The sequence below is a fragment of the Binatus sp. (SeqCode) genome (genome assembly GCF_049584895.1).
GTDB lineage: Bacteria > Desulfobacterota > Binatia > Binatales > Binataceae > Binatus.
On record NZ_JBAUYR010000081.1, the window covers coordinates 22,880 to 44,587 of the forward strand.

At 59.4% G+C, this 21,708-nt stretch carries 11 protein-coding genes; 9 read left to right on the forward strand and 2 right to left on the reverse strand.

The genetic code is table 11. The features are described 5' to 3' along the window. The first annotated feature begins 683 nt into the window (after positions 1 to 683). Positions 684 to 1,526, forward strand: coding sequence for a Crp/Fnr family transcriptional regulator (locus WB650_RS14060; RefSeq protein ID WP_422307478.1), 843 nt, complete (start codon positions 684 to 686; stop codon positions 1,524 to 1,526). Between the two features lie 39 nt (positions 1,527 to 1,565). Next, positions 1,566 to 1,976, forward strand: a complete 411-nt coding sequence (locus tag WB650_RS14065) for a TraR/DksA family transcriptional regulator (protein ID WP_422307476.1) — start codon at positions 1,566 to 1,568, stop codon at positions 1,974 to 1,976. Between the two features lie 61 nt (positions 1,977 to 2,037). On the opposite strand, the gene cls is transcribed toward WB650_RS14065, so the two are convergent. Next, entirely contained in the window at positions 2,038 to 3,342 is a 1,305-nt protein-coding gene (gene cls / locus WB650_RS14070; RefSeq protein WP_423960893.1) for a cardiolipin synthase, read from the reverse strand. A gap of 378 nt (positions 3,343 to 3,720) precedes the next feature. On the opposite strand from cls, the gene WB650_RS14075 reads away from it, so the two are divergent. The 7 genes from WB650_RS14075 (at position 3,721) to WB650_RS14105 (ending at position 20,285) form a co-directional block, all read left to right on the forward strand. Continuing rightward, entirely contained in the window at positions 3,721 to 3,915 is a 195-nt protein-coding gene (locus WB650_RS14075; RefSeq protein ID WP_422307472.1) for an RHS repeat domain-containing protein, read from the forward strand. A gap of 178 nt (positions 3,916 to 4,093) precedes the next feature. Beyond that, positions 4,094 to 6,892: a choice-of-anchor D domain-containing protein gene (locus WB650_RS14080; protein ID WP_422305953.1), complete on the forward strand. Its 2,799-nt coding sequence runs from the start codon at positions 4,094 to 4,096 to the stop codon at positions 6,890 to 6,892. Next, entirely contained in the window at positions 6,889 to 9,843 is a 2,955-nt protein-coding gene (locus tag WB650_RS14085; protein ID WP_423960895.1) for a hypothetical protein, read from the forward strand. The genes WB650_RS14080 and WB650_RS14085 overlap by 4 nt, the downstream gene beginning before the upstream one ends. Positions 9,844 to 10,355: 512 nt before the next feature. Then, complete coding sequence (locus tag WB650_RS14090; protein WP_423960897.1) at positions 10,356 to 11,726, forward strand: FAD-binding oxidoreductase; 1,371 nt, start codon at positions 10,356 to 10,358, stop codon at positions 11,724 to 11,726. A gap of 15 nt (positions 11,727 to 11,741) precedes the next feature. Beyond that, positions 11,742 to 14,318: a S53 family peptidase gene (locus WB650_RS14095; protein WP_422305959.1), complete on the forward strand. Its 2,577-nt coding sequence runs from the start codon at positions 11,742 to 11,744 to the stop codon at positions 14,316 to 14,318. A 767-nt stretch (positions 14,319 to 15,085) separates the two neighbouring features. Further along, on the forward strand, positions 15,086 to 17,056 hold the full coding sequence (locus tag WB650_RS14100) for a choice-of-anchor D domain-containing protein (RefSeq protein ID WP_423960899.1): 1,971 nt from the start codon (positions 15,086 to 15,088) through the stop codon (positions 17,054 to 17,056). A gap of 484 nt (positions 17,057 to 17,540) precedes the next feature. Then, a complete protein-coding gene (locus tag WB650_RS14105; protein ID WP_422304673.1) occupies positions 17,541 to 20,285 on the forward strand; it encodes an SBBP repeat-containing protein in 2,745 nt (914 codons plus the stop codon). Between the two features lie 723 nt (positions 20,286 to 21,008). On the opposite strand, the gene WB650_RS14110 is transcribed toward WB650_RS14105, so the two are convergent. Then, a complete protein-coding gene (locus WB650_RS14110; protein ID WP_422304671.1) occupies positions 21,009 to 21,680 on the reverse strand; it encodes a TetR/AcrR family transcriptional regulator in 672 nt (223 codons plus the stop codon). Positions 21,681 to 21,708: the final 28 nt, after the last annotated feature.

The following is a 21,708-nucleotide window of genomic DNA, read 5'->3' on the forward strand; positions in this document are numbered from 1 at the left end:
GCGTCGACGATATTCTCTGCTTACCGACGTGTATGCTCATTTCTCACAGCAGAAACTGAACAAGGCCCCCAGGCCAGTCAGCGAATTTCTCGCGCCAAAAAGTTTTGCACGAGAGCAGCGTCACGATGCTTTTTGCAGTGATAGCTATCTTGTGATCGCTTAGCACCAATCAGAACGGAGTCAGAGAGAAATGCCAGAAGAAAGCATCGAGGGTACCGGTGATCAAAATCACAACGATGCGCGACGAGAGGCCAGGCGACGAGAACAGCGCTGGTGGAAGGGCGGGCTCATCGCGGCGTTGGTGTTTTTAGGATTAGCGACGCTTTACAACGGAATTGCGTACCGCAGGCTCGTCAGATCGCAGCAAAAACTCACATTTGCACTGATGCGTCAGCGAAACCAGTCTGACCTTGGTCCCAGGGGACCATTGTATGGACAAGGCTTTGGCGGCAGACCATTTCCTATGCCGTTCCCAGGAGTATCGCCAAACTATGGCAGTCGCGGCTGGGGCTGGCATCCCTGCTACCCAAATCAACAAGAACAGCAACAGAAGCAAGTCCCAAACGGCCAGTCCACACCTGGCCAGTAGAGACCTATCCGGTTACGTTTGCCCTGCCACAAGGCCTTGGAATAAGTCCTGGCTGATGTGGCCGGATCCGGGAAGAGCATAGGAACGAAAAAAAATGAAGACCAAGATGAGTTATCAACATGAAGCTTTCACGATCCTTCGGGAGGGCTTGGGCCGCCTGAGTCTGCCCTTGGACTTAGTCGACGAGGTGATCGAACGCCACATGGCCGTTGTTTATGAGAAGGGCGCGTTGGCGTTATGCGAGGGCAACACCGACGATATGCTCGCCTGCATCCTGAGCGGCTATGTATTCGTGTATTGCCCGGTGGGTGATGGCAATCGCACTTTGGTACGAATCGCAGGACCGGGCGAGATTATCGGTTATGCTGACTACGTCGACGAAAAGGGCCGTCACGCGCGTATGTTCGAAGCCCAGGTCGCAAGCAAATGCACATTGGCGCTTTTCAGCCGGGATCTTATAGCGCGGCGCCTGGCCGATCTTCCGCCGGATGCGGTGATCTCTATCCTCGCGTCCTTGAACACCTTCTGGTCTGAGAACCTCCGGCGCTTCACTACCTTGCTTAGCCTTCCCCTCAAGGATCGGCTCACGATCGTGATGAGCGAATTGGCAATGCGGACGGGTGTCAGGGACAAGGAAGGGATAATCCTGATCCCGGAAATCGGCCATGAGGATTTGGCTGAGATGATCGGTTGCTCGCGGCCAATGGTAACCCGGATGATATCCGAGATGATGGAATCCAGCCTGCTTTCGAGGCGAGGAAAACAGTACGTCCTACTGAAGAAATGGGACTTCAATAACAACGGTTACAACTCTCAGAAGTCAGATCGGCGAGCTGAGGCTGTCTCTAAGAGAAGATCCTCGACCTTCGCAGTACCAGCGGGCTCTGCAAATCGCGGAGCCATTGCCTGCGCCGCACCCGGCCCGGGCGGGCGATGAATTGAGCGGAGAGATCGGACACTCGTCCGTGACGAAGGAGTGCTGGCTAACGAAGCGGCCGGCGACGAGCTGGACCAGGCTCGCCGGAACGGAGATCTCGAATTTCAGGCAAGCCTGCGCGATCTTTCCGAAAGCCGGCTCATGGCCATCACATCTTCCTTGATCCGACTGGACGAAGGACGCTTCGGCATCTGCGAAGAATGCAATGAGCAGATTTCGCTGCCGCGCCTGCAATCCTTGCCGTTTGCCCGTCATTGCTTTGATTGCCAGAAGGAGATCGAGGAGGCTTCGCGCCGCGCACGCTCTCGAATCGTTGCGTCTGGGCCTGCAACGAATCTCTTCGAGCCTTATCAGCCGGATGCCGAGCGCATCGATCGAGTAGCAGACTCTGGTGAGGGCATTAGCGTTCCACCGCCGCGCCGCCGCCGACGCAAGCGAACCATCGTCTGACAGCGATTGCTATGTTGTCACCGTAACGACGCTGGATAAGGGACGGCGAGGCTCTGCTGCATCAAAGTAGCGGTTCGATAATCCTGGCAGCAGTCTCATGGAGTCGTTCGACGAAACCACGATGTTTCCATTGTTCCGCCTCGATCTGCGCGGAGCCCTCAATGTCGTTTCGGAACATCAGATTCATATCGTCGCCAAAGGAATGGCTTAGGACAATAGCGTTGAGCTCGTTATCGCGCGCGATACTCCACCAATCCAGATTTGAGGTACCGACGGTCGACCATACTCCATCGATGGTAGTGGTTTTTGCGTGCAGCATCTGGCCCTGCCACTCGTAGATCTTGACGCCGGCATCGAGCAGGTCTGCGTAGTGCGAATGCTGCGCCGCGAGGATCAAGGGTTCATCGGTTTGACTCGGTAGTAGCAGCCGCACGTCCACGCCGCGTTTTGCGGCGTGCTCCAGCGCATGCAGCATCTGATGGTCCGGCGCGAAATAGGCGTCGGTGATGTATATGTTGGTCTGGGAACTAACTATCGCCGAGATCAAGGTGACGTAGATCAGGCTGAAACGTTCGGGCACGCTGAATATGACTCGCACGATCTGATTTCCCTTCTGCTCGAGTGTCGGAAAATAATTGTGCTGGCCGAGTGCCGGACCTTGTTGATACTTCCATTCGTTAATGAAGGCACGCTGGAATTCCGCGACCGCGGGTCCTTCGACTTCGATATCAGTATCGCGCCAATATTCGAGTGGTCCTTTCTCCTCGCTGCCGCTAGGTCCATTGGCGTAGACCTCAGAGATGTTAATGCCGCCGGTAAATGCGATGCGACCATCGACCACTAGCATTTTTCGATGATTGCGGTGGCTGAACGACCAGGGAAGCTTCGCCGCAAAAGGATTAACTGGTCGGTATTCCAGTACTCCGATGCCATTCTGCCGCAGTCGATCGAAAAAACTCTTAGGCGTTCCGAACGAACCAAGGCTGTCATACTCAACGTTCACCTGCACGCCGTGGCGCTGCCGCTCGATCAGCGCGTCGGCAAACATCTGTCCTACCGGGCCATCCGTAAATGTGTAGGTCTGCATATTGATGTTGTCCTGAGCGCCACGAATCGCCCTCAGCATCGCCTGATAGGTCGCGGCGCCATTTTCCAGCAGCGTCACCTTGTTGCCCAGGACGAGGGGGACATCGCTCAGCCCTTGCTCGAACGCAAGGTGCCGCTCAAGAATGTCGCTCGGAGTCTTCTGATGTTGCTCCAGCCGCAACATGACTCTCTCTGTTTGTTGGTCGGTTAATTCGCCGTCGGGCCCGACAAAGTCTGAACGCGAATCATACAGGGACCTATCGTGCAGCAGCGCGTGCATGTCCGGAATTGTCCCACAGCCACTCAGCATGCATAGCAAGGCAAGGAACCAAAAAAATGCGCGCGCCTTTATCATTTGTCTTTGGACTTCAATCGTAAATAGCCCGGCATAAACAGATTCTCAAAGATCGAACCTGGCCGTAATGCCGATTGTAAATTCTGGCTTGTTTCGCCGGATAAGCGCCGGAAGTATGAAATCAAATGGATGCTTATATCGCTTTGAACCGCGCTGAAACTAACTAACGATTCCAATTCCGGCTTCATGTCGGTTTAGATCGAGCAATCTACGGACCAGCTCGCCAGAAGGGCGCGCCGCAAGTGCCGGTGGCGCCTGTCGACCTCGCCGATTTTCGGGACGAACCACTATGCCTATGATTCGATGAATCGGCTGATTAGCGCTACCGATCCGTTGGGCGCGACTGAGCATTACAGCTACGACGCCAACGGCCGGCTCGCTCAGTTCACCGATAGGCGGGACAAGATGACGGTCTTCACTATGATGCACAAAAACCGGACAACGTTCGTCGGGTACAACGGAACTTCTTGCGGTTACATTACAATCAGTAGTAATTGACAGCTCCTTTGGACGAATCTCGTCAGGTTCGCTTAATGCAAATCTTGACCATTCTCTCTTGCGTTACGTGGTTCACCTGGACTAAATCCGTGTTTAATTCAGCGTCCTGCTAGTTTGTGGTTTAGAGCTGATTCGACGACCAAGGGCGGTATTTGGAATGAACGCCAGCGGGATCCTTATGGCGCGTCGGACAACGCTGACTACCGCGGCGCAAATTACTGTATGCGCCGTCTTCGCGCTCGCGTGGTGCCTGTCAGCAGAGGCGGGCACGATCGCGACCCGAGTCCTCGGGCAGCCTGACTTTACCCATGGCGCTCCCAATACGCTCTCGGCTGGCTCGCTGAATTTCCCCGGCAATCATAGCTCGGGCGCGGTCGCCGTCGACGTGGTGAATAACCATGTGTACGTGGCCGATACCGGCAACAATCGCGTGCTCGGATGGGAGTCGATAAGCGCACTGACGACCGGCAAGTTCGCCGACATCGTGATCGGCCAGGTTGACTTCGAATCGTCAGCAGCCGGCACCAGTTCCACCAAGCTTTCGGGTCCCAACGGCCTCGCGGTTGACGCCGCCGGCAACGTCTATGTCGCCGACACCGGCAACCCGCGAGTACTGGTGTTTACCGACCCGTTCACCAGTTTTACCAAAGACGGCCAGTTCTCGAATTTTGAGGCGAGCGTCGTTCTCGGCCAGGTTGGCAACTTCACTTCGGGCTCGTGCGACGTCGCTACCTCATCGCCTGACTCCGAGACGATATGCAGTCCGCAGGGCGTCGCCGTCGATAGCGACAACAACGTGTGGGTAGCAGACACCGGCAACAATCGCGTGCTCGAATACAACGGACCGGTCACCGCCGACTCCTTTTTCGCGGACCTTGTCTTCGGGCAACTTGGCAGCTTTACCAGCAAGACCGCGAACAACGGCGGCATCAGCAAGAACAGTCTTAATCAGCCGACCGGGGTCGCTGTCGACGGCCACGGAAATCTCTACGTAGCCGATTCGAGCAACAACCGCGTCCTCGAATTCAACACGCCGCTCGCCATGACAGCGATCGCCGGAAGCGGCGACACTACAGCCGATGAGGTATGGGGCCAGGCCGGCAGCTTCACCACCTCATCATGCGCCAGCGAGTCTGCGAGCTCGCTATGTCTGCCGACCAAGGTCGCCGTGGACGGCTCCGATAACCTTTATGTCGGCGACACCAGCGACAATCGCGCGCTCATGTTCAACGAGAGCAATCCGCCGACGAACGTGACCGCCAATGTGATCCTCGGCCAGGCGAGCGCCACCACCAACACATGCCTTGCGCCGCCGACCGCGAATTCGCTGTGCCTCCCCAACGGAGTCGCGGCCGCGTCCTCGGGCAACCTGTTCGTCGCCGACGGCGCCGATAATCGCGTCGTCGAATACGCGGCGCCGCTTGCCTCCGGCGCTGCTGCGGCAATCGCGCTCGGCCAGACCGACTTGATTCACAAGAATCAGAACGTTGTGAATGCGTCCTCGCTCGACAACCCGGCGCAGATAGCGTTCGACCCATCGACTGGAGGCCTTTACGTCGCCGACACGGTGAACAACCGAATCCTCGGATGGCGCAGCGCGGCCGATTTCACCAACTTTGAGCCCGCTGCGCTGGTGGTCGGACAGCCGGACTTCCAGTCGAACGAAATCGACCGCACCGGCACCGTCGGCGCGAATGGATTCTCGGCGCCGAGCGGCGTCGCGGTCGATAGCAACGGCAATCTGTACGTCTCCGATTTCGTAAACAGCAGGGTGCTCGAATTCAATGCGCCGTTCGCCGCGTGCGCCGGAGTTTTTCCATGCGTCGTCGGCTCGGCGAATCTGATTTTCGGCCAAACCAGCGCAACCTCTTCCGAATGCAACCAGGGCGGCGCCACTCCCACCGCCTCGACCTTATGCGAGCCACGGCAACTCGCCGTCGACAAATTCAACAACTTGTGGGTCGCGGACAACAACAACAGTCGCGTGCTCGAGTATTATACGCCGCTCACCAGCACCTCGGTCCCCGGCAGCGGCGATACGACAGCGGATTTCGTGCTGGGCCAGGGCGCGGCGGGCAACAGCTTCACCACCGGGAGTTGCGAAACCATCAGCGCAACCAGTCTATGCAGCCCGACCGGCGTCGCGGTCGATCAGTCTGGCAACGTATGGGTCGGCGATACCTCGAACAATCGCGTGCTCGAGTACAAAGAGACCGTGACCGCGACGACGCCGGCTGCCAACGCCACCGCCAATACAGTTTTCGGCGAGGACGGATCATTCACCTCGTCAAGTCCGCCGGGGATTGGTCCCAATTCGCTCGACGGTCCGCAGGGCGTGATCGTCGATGGCAACGGAAACCTGTTCGTCGCCGACGTGGTCACGAATCGCGTGCTGGAATTCTTCTCGCCGCTCACGGTCACATCGGCGCCGGGCAGCGGTGACACCACCGCCGACGTCGTATTCGGCCAGGGCGGGAACTTCGTAGCCAACGAAGGCGCCGGCAGCGCGCCGTCGAACGAAACGCTCACCGATGCGCTGTCGGTAATGGTCGACGCTTCGAACTCGCTGTATATTTCCGACCAAGGCAGTAACCGGATCCTTGCCTACCCGTTGCCCTACAATCCACCGGGCGCCACCAAAGTGCCGCCGCCATCCGGCGCGCTGGACGTGCGCCCAGCCTCGCTGCGATTTGACGCGACGGCGATCGGCGAGAGTCGCACCGGTGAGGTCACGCTCGAGAACGCGGGCACCACCCAGATCGCAATCGGCGGTTTGAGCACGGCAGGCGATTTCGTTCTCAGCCATAACTGCGGCGCGATCCTGCTGCCCGGCCAAAGCTGCACGGTGCGCGTGACATTTACGCCAATGGTCAAAGGACGGCGCGGCGGAATGGTCTATGTGAATGACAACGCCGACGGCGCGCCGCATCTGGTGCGCCTCGACGGGCATGCGACGGCGCGGCGGAGGCGCAAATGATTTCGCGCCGCACAGCACGAGTCCACCTCGCCGGGATCGCGGCGCTTTGTATCGCCGCCACCTTCGTCGTTGTGACAATGCTTCCGGCCGCGACCGGCGACACGATCGCCGATCGCGAGCTCGGCGAGCCCGATTTCCTTCATAGCGCTGCCGTGAACGTGAATGGCGTAAGTCTGGGAACCGGCAACGGATACGGTCTGAGCGGGGTTACCGCGCTCGCGATCGACAGCTCCGGCCATCTCTATGCCGCCGACACAGCGAATAATCGGGTACTCGGATGGCATGACGAAGCGGCGCTGGTCACGGGACAGGCCGCCGATCTGGTCGTGGGGCAGGTCGATCTGTACTCGGTGGGTAGCGCCGGCGGTCCCAGCGGTTTGTCGTCGCCAAGCGGAGTCGCGGTCGACAGCAAGGGCAATCTGTACGTGTCGGACACTGGCAACGGCCGCGTGCTGGAGTACAACGCGCCTTACGTAGCGTGCGGCGGAGAGTTCCCATGCTCGGTCGGCCCGGCCAACCTGGTGTTCGGCCAGCGCAACGATTTCTTCGCGGGCGGCTGCAACTTCGGCGCGTTCACCGTGGGCACTAGCGCCGATTCTCTATGCGTTCCGGCGGGGATCACGGTCGACAGTCATGACAACCTCTATATCGCTGACGAAGACAACAATCGCGTGCTCGAGTTCAATACACCCCTGACCGTCACCGCAGTCCCCGGGAGCGGAGACAACACCGCCGATTTCGTATTCGGCCAGGGCGCGAGCGGCACCAACTTCAACACCTCGTCCATCTCGTGCCCCGCTGTCAGCGCGACCAGTCTGTGCGGGCCGGTTGGCGTCGCGGTCGACAACAATGGGGATGTCTGGGTTTCGGACACCAGCGAAAACCGCGTGCTGGTCTACAATCAGACTGGAACCCCACCGACTAACGCGACGGCTGATGCGGCGCTGGGCGTGCCGAGTCCGAGCAGCAGCAGTTCATGCATCATCAACGCCCAGAACGGAATCTGCAATCCATATCAGATCGCGTTCGACGCGAGTAATGATCTCTACGTCGGCGGACGAACGGCCCGCGTGCTCGAGTTCACAACTCCGATAACGAACAATCAAAACGCGATCGCAGTTTTCGGTCAGGCCAATTTCACGTCGATCGAAACGACATGCAGTTCGGCCAACGTGCTGTGCTCGTCGGAGGGTGTCGCGATCGACGCCAGCGGGAATCTGCTGGTGGGAGATACGAGCGGCAATCGCATCATGGAATTCACGGCGCCGCTCGAAACCGAAAATCAATCCGCGTCCCTGGTGCTTGGCCAGAACTTGTTCAGCCATCTGCAAGCGAACACACCGGTTCCGGAATTTCTCGCCCTGCCGATTCAGATCGCGATCGACCAGAAATCGACCCCGATCCATCTCTACGTCGCCGACTCGTTCAATAACCGGGTACTCGGATGGAACGACGTCGCGACCTTTACCGACGGCGCGGCCGCCGATCTGGTGATCGGGCAGCCGGATTTCTTCAGCAACGCCGCGAACGAGGGTGGCGGCAGCACCTCGAGTACCACCCATTCGCTGGCCGATCCGGTGGGCGTGGCGGTCGACAGCAACCACAACCTGTACGTGGCAGATGGCGGGAACAATCGTGTGCTGGAGTTCGCCGCGCCGTTTGCCGGATGCGGTAGTCTGCCCTGCGTCGACAGCGCGGACGCAACTGTCGTAATCGGTATTCAGGGCACTTCGACCGCAAATTGCGCCGGCACACCGAGCGCGATGACTCTATGCGGGCCGCAGTCGGTCGCGCTTGACAGCAACAACAACCTCTACGTCGCGGATACCCAGGACAACCGCGCGCTGGAATTTCTCGCGCCGCTCTCGAGCAACGAGGCGGCGTCAGTGGTATGGGGTCAGGGAGGCTCGTTCACTTCTAATGACCGCAACAATCCGTCGGACACGCCCACCGCGAACAATTTATACCTTCCCGAGGGCGTCGCGCTGGATGCGAGCAACAATCTCTACATATCCGACTTTTTTAACAATCGCGTCCTCGAATTCAACGAGACAGCAAATCCCGCGAACAACACCACCGCCAACACCGTCTTCGGCCAGAGCAGTTTCACCAACAACGGCGCGGGCGGCGGTACGACCGGCCTGACCGAGCCGCGCCAGGTGGCCGTGGATCCGTCGGGGAATCTCTACATTGCCGATTGGGGCAATAGCCGCGTGCTCGAATACAAAGCGCCGGCGACGAGCAACACTACCCCGAATCGCGTCTTCGGCCAGGCCGACGATTTCAACGGATTCCGTTGCAACTTCGACGGCAGCGCGCCCGATGCGGCGACGCTATGCTCTCCGCAGGGAGTCGCAGTCGATGGTCTCGGCGACGTCGCGATCAGCGACACCCTCAACAATCGCGTGCTGTGGTTCGATCAGCCGCTCGCGGCAACTCCGACGCCTACGCCTACCGCCACTTCGACCGCTGCAACGCCGACCGCGACGCCAACTGCCACCTCGACGTCGTCTCACACCGCGACACCTACTGCCACCGCTACGCGCACCGCGACAGCGACCGCGACTCATACCCCGACGCCGACCTCGACAGCGACCGCGACCCCAACTCCTACGGCGACCGCAACCCCCTTCCCGCCGCAGGTAATCCCCCCAACGCTGTCGTTCGGCACGACCACGCCGGTCGGCAAAACCAGCAAACCGAAGACGCTGATGATCAAGAACACGGCGAAGAAAAAAGGCCCGTTACTGACCATCCAGATGCAAAGCGTGACGCCGGGGGCGTTCGCGATCAAATCGCAATGCAAAAAAACCCTCAAGCCGGGGAAAAGCTGCAAGGTATCGGTGACCTTTAAGCCGCCCGACACTACGCCGCAGGCTGCAACCCTGATGATCTTCGACAATGCTGCGGGGTCACCGCAGATGATCCCGCTCTCCGGAACCGGCAAGTAGCAGCGTCTTTGAGAAACGGCTGGCGATACCGTTCAATTCGCTGAACGAGTTCAGGGAGCACTGACCTCGAATACACGTCTCTACGGGCTATCCCTTATTTCAATAAATGTGAAACCGTCCTGATTGTACCGGCGCGACTTCATCGCGGTGACCTCGAGCATCGCGAACACACCTGCTGAAACCCGGCAGAGGTTTCGCTACAATTTGTTGAGTACCTTCGCCTGAGCGATAGGCATCCGCCACTGAAGGGAATCCGTTGGGCGGGAGATGGATGATGTTGTGGGTCGAATGGATGTGGCGAATTGTCGATAAGTGACGTCTCTCTGACCAGGCGCCAGTTCCTCGCCAAGTCGGTTCGACTAGCCGCGGGCGCAGGGCTCGGTCTTAGCACGCTGGGTTTGACTGGATGCGCCCGCGGTTCCAGTTCCAACAATTCAGCTTGGCGAGAATTAGCCCGTCGCATCTCAGGCCCGGTGCTGCGTCCGGGCGATCACGGCTTTAGGGCGACCGCGTTGCCCAACAATCTGCGCTACGCCTCGATTCTGCCGCAGGGTATCGCCAAATGCGCCAGCGCGGCCGACGTGGCGCAGGCAATTCGATGGTCGCAACAGAACGATATCGCGCTGATTACGCGGTCCGGCGGTCACTCCTATGCCGGGTTTTCGACCACCCACGGTCTGATGATCGATATGACACTCATCAATCAGGCTCAGTTCGCGCCGTCCAGCGGCATCGTCATGATCGGCGGCGGCATCCGCAACGTTAATCTCTATTCCGCGTTGCAGGCCGCCGATGCGACCATCACTCACGGGCGATGCATCGGAGTGGGCGGCGCGGGATTTCTGCTTGGCGGCGGGATTGGCTTCAACATGCGCCGCTACGGTCTCGGTTGCGATCAGGTATTGAGCAGCGAGCTGGTCACCGCAGATGGGCAGATCCTGACGCTCAGCGCCACTGAGAACCCCGATTTATTTTGGGCGTGCCGCGGCGGCGGCGGTGGCAACTTCGGGATTAACACTTCTTTCAGCCTGCAGACCATGCCGGCCGATGACCTGATTACCGTGTTCGAGATCATCTGGAGTGGGCAATCCGACGCGATTTATGCGGCGCTGGTCGATGCGCTTCAAGATGCTCCCTCAACCATGGGAAATCGCATTGGGGCTTCGGCTGTGACGCCCGCGCAACTGGCGGAGGGACAGGACGTTACTATCACGCGGCTGGGACAGCTTGCGGGCACGCCCGCTGAGCTGGCCGATATTCTGGCTCCCGTCTACCAGGTCGCGGCGCCCCTTTCCGCCGACATTCAGCAATTGGCGTACTGGGACGCGCAACTGACCTTCCTGGACGAGGCCGGACCTCCCGATCACTATCAGGAGCGATCGTCATTTTTCGCCGCGCCGCCGACCTCCGAGGCAATCGAGGCTGCGTTTTCTTTCTTGCGCGCATGGCCAGGCACTTCTGAATCGGCCAGTTTCGTGCTCTTCCAAACCGGCGCGCAAGTCAACGCAGTCGCGCCCGCGGCTACTGCCTTTGTCCATCGCGACAGTGACTGGCTGATGACGATGGCGCTTAACTGGGGCGCCCACGATAGCCGATCCACCGTGCAGCGCAATCTTGAATGGCAGGCGGGCTTCTATGAGGCGATGCGTAATTTCAGCAGCGGGGCCTACGTCAATTTTCCCGACCCTTCGCTGACCACCTGGCAGGATGACTACTACGGCGCGAATCTGTCCCGGCTGGAATCGATTAAGGCCCAGGTCGATCCGCTGAATGTTTTCCACTTTCCGCAAAGCATCCCGCCCGCCAGCACGATGGAACGCCGATCAAATTTGCGCGAGGCGCTCTATGCGTCTGCGCGTCACGCCCCGGCCAGAGCCGCTTAAGAGGAGACCGTTTAGATGGAATTCGTGGGGAGAGATAGGATCGGCAGTCGATATGCCACGCTAGCCGTTGGCATAATCGCTGTGCTGGCGGTTTGTGGCGAGATCGTTATAGCGCAGGAGTACGCGCCGATCGTCGGCGACCACGTCAGCGACGTTACGTTTACAAGCGAATTGCCGGACAGTCAGCCGCTGCAGCTTGAAGTGATAATGGCATTGAACAGCCGCGCCCGGTTGACGCAGCTCGAAGCTGACCTTCAAGACCGCGATTCTCCCTCTTATCATCGATGGCTCACGCCCCAGCAGTTCGCGGCCACCTTTGGCCCGACCAGCCAGCAGATGCAGGCGGTTACCACCTGGCTCAGAAGCCGGGGCCTGATGGTGAGCGCAGTGGATCCGCTGGCCCGCGCGGTGCGATTCACCGGTCTTTACTGGCAGGTCAAAAAGGCACTCGGTACGACGATTCTCGGCGATGGGGCTAACTACGCCAATATCACCGATCCGCAGGTGCCCGCCGCATTGGCGCGAACGATAGTATCGATCGAAGGGTTGAGATCACATAATGCCGGTCCGCTTCAGACCGAAACCGACGCCATCGTCAGCTCCTGCACAGAGCCGGCCGGATGCAATACCAGCCCTTATTTCGGGCCCGGCGATCTTTATACCTTTTATGATGAGACTCCGGTGCTCAATGGCGGGAACCTCGGCACTAGCGGCACCGGCACGACTGGCGACTGCATTGCGCTGCCCGAAAACGCCAGCATCAACACCGTGACGTTGACCAATTTCGTCAACCAGTTTCAGGGCCTCCCTTCGCCGTTGCCATCACCAGGCACGTTGCCGCCGATCGTCTACAATGCAGTCAACCCGCCATTAAACGGCGCCACCCCCGCCGCGACGCCCGGCCTGCCGTCAGACAACGAGCCGTATCTGGATATCGAGTGGGCGCATGCGGTGTCGCCCAACACGCCGATTCGCGTTTACTACGTGAACGGCAACTACCTGAACGCGATGCAATATGCCGTATTCGAGAATCAATGCGGCGTGATCAGCAGCAGCGTCGAGGGCAACTGTGATCCCGTGACAACCATCCTGGCGTTGGATGACGTCGAAGCCGAAGCGGCGCTGCAGGGCCAGACCATCTTCAAATCTTCGGGCGACTACGGCAGCAACTGGAAGTGCGGAAGTCCGATCCCGGCCGAACTCACGCAGAGTTCCCCGAACCAGGAGCCATACAATCAATCCAGTTGCCCAACAACGTCCAACAACTACACCGACGCCAACGGCAATCTGTGGCAGCCCAGTATCGACGAAGAAGCCGCCAGCGCGAACATCACGGTGGTGGGCGGCACCAAGTTCCAGCCGACCTATGATCCTGCAGGCAACGATCTGAGCACTGTCGGCGAGGGATTGGAGAGCGTCTGGAACAATAACGATAGCGGCACATCCCCCATCTATTGCCCGATCAAGGATGCGAGCGGCGGCGGTCCGAGCGTGATTTTTGGCAAGCCCGCATGGCAAACCGGGGTCGGCGTGCCCAACGACGCAGCGCGCGATATCCCGGACGTGGCGATGGGCGCCGACGGCCCCGCAGTGGGTGTCACTCCGGCGATCGCTTTGCCGGGATTTTTTGTCGCGACGCAAAAGACCACCGACCCGGCACCGACCTTTGCTCTCACCGGCGGAACCAGTATCGCCACTCCGATGTGGTCGGGAGTGTCGCGCCTAATAGCCCAGGCGCAAGGCGTAACCAGGCTGGGGAATATCAATTCGCGGTTGTACGAACTGGGTAATCTGCAAAGTCCCAGTTCCGGACTCCACGATGTGACCACAGGCAACAATGCTAACAACTCAATTCCCGGCTACAGCGCCGGGGTCGGCTACGATCTGGTAACTGGATGGGGATCGCCGGACATCGCGAAGCTGGTAGCCGCGTTCCCGGGCGCCGCCGCATCGACCACTCCCGTAAGCACGACCGTTCGCGCAGGCGCAACCGCGGCCGCCGGCACCTTCACGATTACCAATACGACCAGCGGCACACTTAGTTTGCAGTCGGTCACTATCAACCTTAGTTCACCCGCCGTTTTCTCATCTCTGACGCTTACCGCCACTGTCGGCAGCAACACGCAGGTTGCGGCCGCATTACCCTCGGCGTCGAGCGTGTTCATTTTTTCACCGCTGGTCAGCATTCCTTCCGGTGGTTCCGCTACGCTGGCCCTTCAAGGGCAGACCGTTACTCGAGCTGCCGTTGGCGCCGGGGTTACCATCGCATCCGGTGCGGGCAGTTCGCCGCGAAGCGGCGGTGGTTCATCTCTATTGTTCAGCCTCGCGCTTTTACTGGCGTGGGTCTTTTTCGTGAGGCCGCGTCGCCGGATCCCCTATGCGCTTGCCGGACTGCTGCTCCTGGTAGGATGTCTTGCAATGCTGACCTCAAGCTGCGGTGGCGGCAGTAGTAGCGGAAGTTCCGCGACGCAGACGCAAAGCTCCAATCAGTCAATTGCTCAAGGCGGAATCAACCTTGGTGACGGTCAACAAGGAATAATAGAGGTCTCTGGCCTGCCGGCGACGTTGGGCATCGTGAAGGTTCGGTTTTAAGTTGCATTGACCAAATCGTTTATCCGACCGCGGGCAATTTAGCGAGAAACCCGGCATTCGATCTTCTACTAGGGTCGCGATTTCGTCGCGCTCTAGCGAATCCGATGCTCGGGCGCGAAGCGAACCTTCTCGTTAGCCATTTCACTGCCGATGGAAGCCTGACCCGAGGGCTGCATGCCTTCATCTCGGTCAATACTTCCGCCGGCGGCTATGAAAAATGTGTAACCGACGCATCTCGAAAGCGTCTTATCGGCGCGTGATACCGGATTTCAAAGGCCATCATTTCGTAGAGGACTCCAAGCCAGGCGAACCGCCATCGTGGCATCACTGCGAGAGATGCGGAATGAAAGCCTTGCTCAGACCAAACGGCTCGACATACTTCGACATCGATGGAACTGTTCTAAGGATGAACTCTGACGTTCCACTGAGCACCTTGTCTATACCCCACTGCAAAAGGAAGGTGCCGGCTGGCTGAATTAAGAAAGCGAATCTACGGCGATGATCCACAGAGAGCATCATCGCCCTGCATTCGCCCTTGAACGTTTCTCTTTCGCCCCGCCAAGGCGTCGCGATTTACAGATCCGCGAGAAGAGGTCCAATTCCTTCTCCGGCGGGCCTTTCGATTGATCATCTTGCTTGGCTCTATAGGCCGGAAACCGATGCAATCCAAAGGTTTGGTCGCGCAAAAATGCGTGCCCTTTGCCCACATGTGGCGCTCTGTTAGGTCTAGCTAGCAGTCCGTGAGGGGATGATCTAAGGGGGGCCAGATGGATAGAGCCGTATCAGTAATAGCGCGCGTCGGTCGGCATTTCGCGTCGGCGTGGATGCGCACCACGGCGACGGTAACTGTTGCCACCGTCGTGATGATGTTTATACCGGGAATCGCCGCCGCTCAGACTCCGAAGCAGGCTCCTATCCCGACTGCGGAGCAGACGCCGTCGGCCGCCACGGTGCGTTCCAGCCAGCCGGAGTTTGAGGTTTGGCGCAAGACGATTCTGAAGACTCCCCGGCCGAAGAGCGGCTGTTTTGTAGCTAGCTATCCGGACACACAATGGCGCGAGGTTCCCTGCACGACGCCGCCCCACAAACTCTTTCCGCCGAAGAGCGGACGAAGACGCACCGGAACGGCAGGAGAAACAGTAGGAGACGGATCGGATTTCTCCGCCCAAGTAACAGGCACAGTATCGGAGGCGGAAGGATCGTTCGACAGCGTCAGCGGTGTGACCAGCGAGAGCAGCCCAGACGGCGCAAACTCTTATTCTTTGCAGCTTAACACCGACTTCTTCACAACGACGACGTGCAGCACCTCTCCTGATCCAGCGTCATGTCTAGGGTGGGAACAGTTCGTGTACGACACTTCTGCAGGCACCAGTTTCGGCGGGTTCATGCAGTACTGGCTGATAAACTATGGTCCCACAGGCACGTCATGCCCATCTCCCAGAGGCGCTGACTGCATGACCAACCAGGTAGAGTCTGACGGATGGTGTCCATTTTCCGTCTCCGGAGAGGTCTATTGCGTGGTCAACGGCATGAATGCCGCCGCGGCGCCGGCTGAGCCGATCACTTCGTTGAGCCAGCTAACGGTCACCGGCGATACGGCGGGCGTGAATGGCGCGGACGATTCCATTGCCGTGTCAGTAGGTGGCGAAGTCTATTCGGCGTCCGGCAACAACTATTTTCCCGATCTGAGCAGCGAATGGCGGGACGCCGAGTTCAACGTCTTTGGCGACGGTGGCAGCGACGAGGCTACCTTCAACACCGGATCGACGATGGTTGTGCGCACCAGCGTGGACAGCGGAGTGACGAGCGGACCCGCCTGTGACGATGCAGGCTTCACCGGCGAGACGAACAACCTGACCCTGGTGGACACAATAGAGGTCCCGGCAAAGTCGGAGTTTCCATCGCTCGTATTCACGGAGAGCAATGCATCCGGCTCTGTGGCGGTGGGTTGTGGGGGGGCCGTCAGCGTCGCAGGGCTAAGCAGCGCCACTTCGACCCCGACCCCAACGGCGACTTCTACCGCAACCAGGACCTCCACGCCGACCTCAACGCGGACCTCGACCGCTACTCGAACTGCGACGCCGACCGCAACTGCGACTCGATCGGCGACCGCCACTTCGACCCCGACCCCAACGACGACTTCTACCGCAACCAGGACTTCCACGCCGACCTCAACGCGGACCTCAACCGCGACCGCCACTCAAACTGCGACCGCGACGAGAAGTGCGACTCCGACGGCGACCGCTACTTCGACCCCGACCGCAACCGCGACTTCTACCGGGACCGCGGCTTCGACGCCGACCTCAACGCGGACCTCAACCGTGACCGCCACTCAAACTACGACCCCGACCGCAACTGCGACTCCGACGGCCACCCCCACGCCTACTGCGACGCCGACTTCCGTCGGTATGTTGTCGATCACGCCGAACCCTGTGAACTTCGGCGACAACACCACCGAGGGCAAAACCAGCAAGCCCAAGAAGGTGACGATCAAGAACATCAGCTCGAAGAGATCGAAGATCAGTGTGATGATCACTGGCGAGGTAGCCTCGTCTGGGTTCGGAATGAAGGGAGCGCAGTGCACCAAGACCTTGGCGCCGGGCAAATCATGTAAGATTGAGGTGACCTTCAGTCCAACGGACACGACGCCGCAAAGCGGTACTCTCACCGTCAACGACGATGCTCAGGGAGCGCCACAGATGGTCACGTTGTCGGGGAGCGGCAAGGCGCCGAAATGAAAAATAATCGGGATGGCACTCAATGAGGCACCCGGCCAGGCGGCGGGCTAACCGGCTCGCCGCTTGCCTTAAGCGGCGCATGGGGTTCAAGTTCCCCTCTCGCATCGAAGACTAAATCGCGTCAGGAAATTCATTCGCTCCGCGCTCCAGATGAGCCTGCTAGCGTCGGGGTGGCAGCAAAAAAATTAGAGAGGAGCATACCCTCCACTGCTCACGCTACCGACTGACTGCCTCTATAAACCATCTGTTATAACCACCCTTGATCCCCGCAAAGGCGTTTCATCGCTTCAAAGCTCACTTTGACTCGACATGAGTGTGCCTATTTGGTACAAGCCTCTCTATTCGTCAAAAGGCGTGATCGCGCGATTCACACAACGGGGCGCCACCGGACCCACCTAAATCATGGCGGCCTTTGTAGCACTATCGGCGGGGGCCTCTAATGCACTCACACTATTCTGGTCGGATTTCGCTTCTCGGACTGGCGATGCTGGTTCTCTGCGCTAGTCTGACGTCTGCAATCGACGTCACCGGACAGTCCGCAAATCCCGGAGATACACCTGGAGCGGCTAAGCAGGACGCCGCTGGCGCGAAGGCCACAAAGCTCCGCGTCATGGATCGCTGGCTGAGTATTCCGATGCGCTTCGAGCGCAACGACGGGCAGACCGATGCGCGGGTCAAGTTCCTCTCGCGCGGCGAGGGCTACACGCTGTTCATCACGCCCGAAGAAGCCGTACTCGCGCTGCGCGAGCCCTCCAAGGACTCTCGGCCGCCTTCGTCATTACGAGAAGCTGACAAAACAGCGAGAAACGACCACCTAAAGAACACGGTGCCGGTTAAGGCTGAGTCGGACGTGCTGCGCATCGGACTGGTCGACGTGAATCCGCACGCGCAGATCGAGGGCGTCGAGCGACTTCCCTGCAAATCGAACTATTTCATCGGCAATGAACCGAAGAAGTGGCATACCGACGTTCCCAACTACTCCAGGGTTCAGCTTAAGTCCGTCTATCCCGGAATCGACCTCCTCTACCACGGCAGCGAGCAGGGACATCTTGAATACGACTTCCAGCTTGCACCGGGCGCCGATCCAGAGGCTATCCGGTTGAGCTTCAAAGGCCCGGACAAGCTTGTGCTCGACCAGCGGGGCGCGCTGATCGTGAGCGTCGGCAAAAACAACATTGTCGAGCACGTGCCGGAGATCTACCAGGAGATTGGCGGCCAGCGGATAGCAGTAGTGGGTGGATGGAAGCTTTATGGTGCGCACGAGGCGGGTTTCCGGGTGGCGGCATACGATCGCAGCAAGCCGATCGTGATCGATCCGCTGATGCTGCTCTACTCGACCTACTTGGGCGGCAATGCCGAGCACGGATATGGCGACTACGCTCAAAACATCGCGGTCGATTCCGAAGGCAACGCCTATGTCACGGGATACACGGGCTCGAGCAACTTCCCCGCCACCTCGGGTGCCTACCAGACCACGCTTGCGGGTGACTACCATGCTTTCGTGGCGAAGCTCGATCCAGCGGCATCAGGGGCGGCTTCGCTGCTTTACTCCACCTACCTGGGCGGCAACCTATATGAGGAAGGCTTTGACATCGCGGTCGATTCCTCCAAGAACGCCTATGTCGCGGGATTCACAGCTTCGAGCAACTTCCCCACCCTGAACGCCTACCAGAGCACGCTGGCGGGTACCCACAATGCGTTCGTGGCGAAGCTCAACCCGTCGGCGTCAGGAAAGGCCTCGCTGCTCTATTCCACTTACTTGGGCGGCAGCGCCGAAGACGCCGGCGTAGGCATCGCGGTCGATTCCTCGGGCAAAGCCTATGTCACGGGATTGACAGATTCGACCAACTTCCCCACCCTGAACGCCTACCAGACGACCAATAAGACCTCTGGCGGCGACAATGCCTTCGTGGCGAAGCTCAACCCGTCGGCGTCGGGAAAGGCCTCGCTGCTCTACTCCACCTACTTGGGCGGTAACACGTATGACTATAGCCAAAAAATCGTGGTCGATTCTTCCGGGGACGCCTATGTGACGGGAGTGACAAAATCGACCAACTTTCCCACCCTGAACGCCTACCAGAGCGCGCTTGCGGGTGGAGAAAACGCCTTCGTGGCGAAGCTCAATCCATCGGCATCGGGAGCGGCCTCGTTGCTCTATTCCACCTACCTCGGCGGTAGCAAGGACGACATCGGCAATGCGATCGCGGTCGATTCCTCGGCCAACGCCTATGTGACGGGAGTGACAGGTTCGACCAACTTCCCCACACTGAACGCCTACCAGAGCGCGCTTGCGGGTACCTTGAATGCCTTCGTGGCGAAGCTCAACCCGTCGGCGTCGGGAAAGGCCTCGCTGCTCTATTCCACCTACTTGGGCGGCAGCGACCAAACCTATGGCTTGGGCATCGCGACCGATTCTTCCGACAATGCCTATGTCACGGGATGGACGGAATCGTCCGACTTCCCCACCCTGAACGCCTACCAGAGCACGCTTGCGGGTGGCAAAAATGCTTTCGTGGCGAAGCTCGATCCATCGGCGTCGGGGGCAGCCTCGCTGCTCTACTCGACCTACCTGGGCGGCAGCGACCAGGACGCGGCCAATGGCATCGCGCTCGATCCGCCCTGCAACGCCTATGTCGCGGGACAGACAACTTCGGCCAACTTCCCCACGCAAAACGCCTACCTGGGCACGCTTAGCAACTCCGACTCCAATGCCTTCGTGGCGAAGCTTGGTTTGGGAAGCCCGTGCCCAACATCGACGCCTACGGCAACCTCAACCAGCGCCACGTCCACGGCAACCCCAACGGCGACCGCGACGAGCGGAACACCTACGGTGACGGCCACTCCGACAACGACAGCCACGGCGACGCCTACCGCGTCACCCACTCCCGAGCCCGGTACGATCGCGATCTCGCCGAGCTCGATAAACTTCGGCGACAAAACTGCTGAGGGCAAGACCAGCAAACCCGTGAAGGTGACGATCAAGAACACCGACTCCAAGAGCTCGAAGATAAGCGTGATGGTGGAGAGCGAGGTGCCTACAGCGCCGTTCGCGCTCAAGGGCTCGGCGTGCACAAAGACGCTGCCGCCGGGAAAGAGTTGTAAGATCCAGGTGGTGTTCGACGCCCCCATGAATACGACGCCTCAGGCCGGCACGCTAACGGTTACCGACACCGCTCAGGGATCGCCGCAAGTGATCCCGATCACGGGCACCGCAAAGACGCCGAAGTAGCCGCGCACGACCGCGAAAACCACCGAGAGCGGCGGGCCGAAGGGCTCGCCGCTTTCTACTTTTGCTCACTGAGCCGATCATTTTTCAGAGGATGTACTCCGGGTCCGGCCGTGTGCGCGAAATCGCGCGCACACGCGCGGATTTCGATCGATTCTCTGCGATGTCGTCAGACCTCGGGACTGAAATGTGGAGCAGAGAGGATTTGAACTGTCGACCCACACTTCGTCTTTTCATCGCAAAATTGTCCGCGGGTTCGGCGACAAATTGCCTGAAGATTAAAGCAGCAGTGCTGAAGAGAGCATCATCGCCGCGCATTCGCGTTTGAATGTTTCTCCGATCCGCCGCAGCCGCCTCCGAGTAGCGCTTCGAAGCGCGTTCGATTCGTTTCGCCTTCCAGGGACGGAAAGTGCAGGACCGCGCCGATTGAATTTCTAGCGCGCTGCCGCTGGGGGAAAGGCTCCTGCCAACCCCAGACGGCGCAGTCGTCTCTGCTAGCACGGCCGTGAGGTGTTCCTCGAACTCAGTGATTGCACGGCGGCGTTGGTGTAGGTGATGCCGGCTTGCGGTGCGGGGAGTTTTCCGGACGGCGTCTATGGCTCCCGAAAGCTTGGATATGATGACGCGGTCTTTCCGCTCTCAGGGCACGCGGTCGGCATTTACGTCGCGCCGAGACGATCGACTTGGTGGAAGAGATCGGATCGGTACGTACGGTGCGCCAGGCCTTTACTTAGCTGCCGCATTTCGAGCGCGGATGCCGAGAAGCGCGGTGATGCGGTTTTCGACAAAGCGGCGCCAACTAGCGTTTCCAACCAGATGGGGCGCGATTGTTTCCATGTGCGCGAGCCCCATCATGAATACGATTACGATGTTAGCCAGCAGCTCAGCATCCAAGGCGGGATCGATTTTGGCCGCACGCTGCGCTGGTTCGATCATGTGCCGGAGGTACTGGATGTTCATTTCCAAAGCCCGCCTCAGGACCCTGCGGACTCTCGGATGCTTGCTCGACGCCGAATGAATTTCGAGAGAAAGCTGGCGGAGCTGTTTCATTTCGCGTTCGGTATAGATAGCAGCCTGACGCAGCAGTAAATCCAGTTCATTTCCCGGCGCTGAAAACAACGGTACCGAGGAAAGAGCGCCTTTAACCACCTCAAAAAGCAGCTCGCCCTTGCTCTCGAAGTGCTTGTAGATCGCTCCGGCGGTGACCCCGCTGGCCTTGGCGATGGCGGGCATCGAAACCCGCTCGAAACCGCGCTTGGTGAAGAGTCGTTCCGCCGACGCAAGGATGCGTTCGCGGGTGGTCTTTTGCCCACGGTCTCGGCGCAGCGTCGGAGTTTCGCGGGCGGCGGTCCGGCTCGGTTTCGGTGCAGCATGCAAGGTCGTCGGTTCGTCGCGCATCGGCGGTTTACTTGTAACACGACGAGCT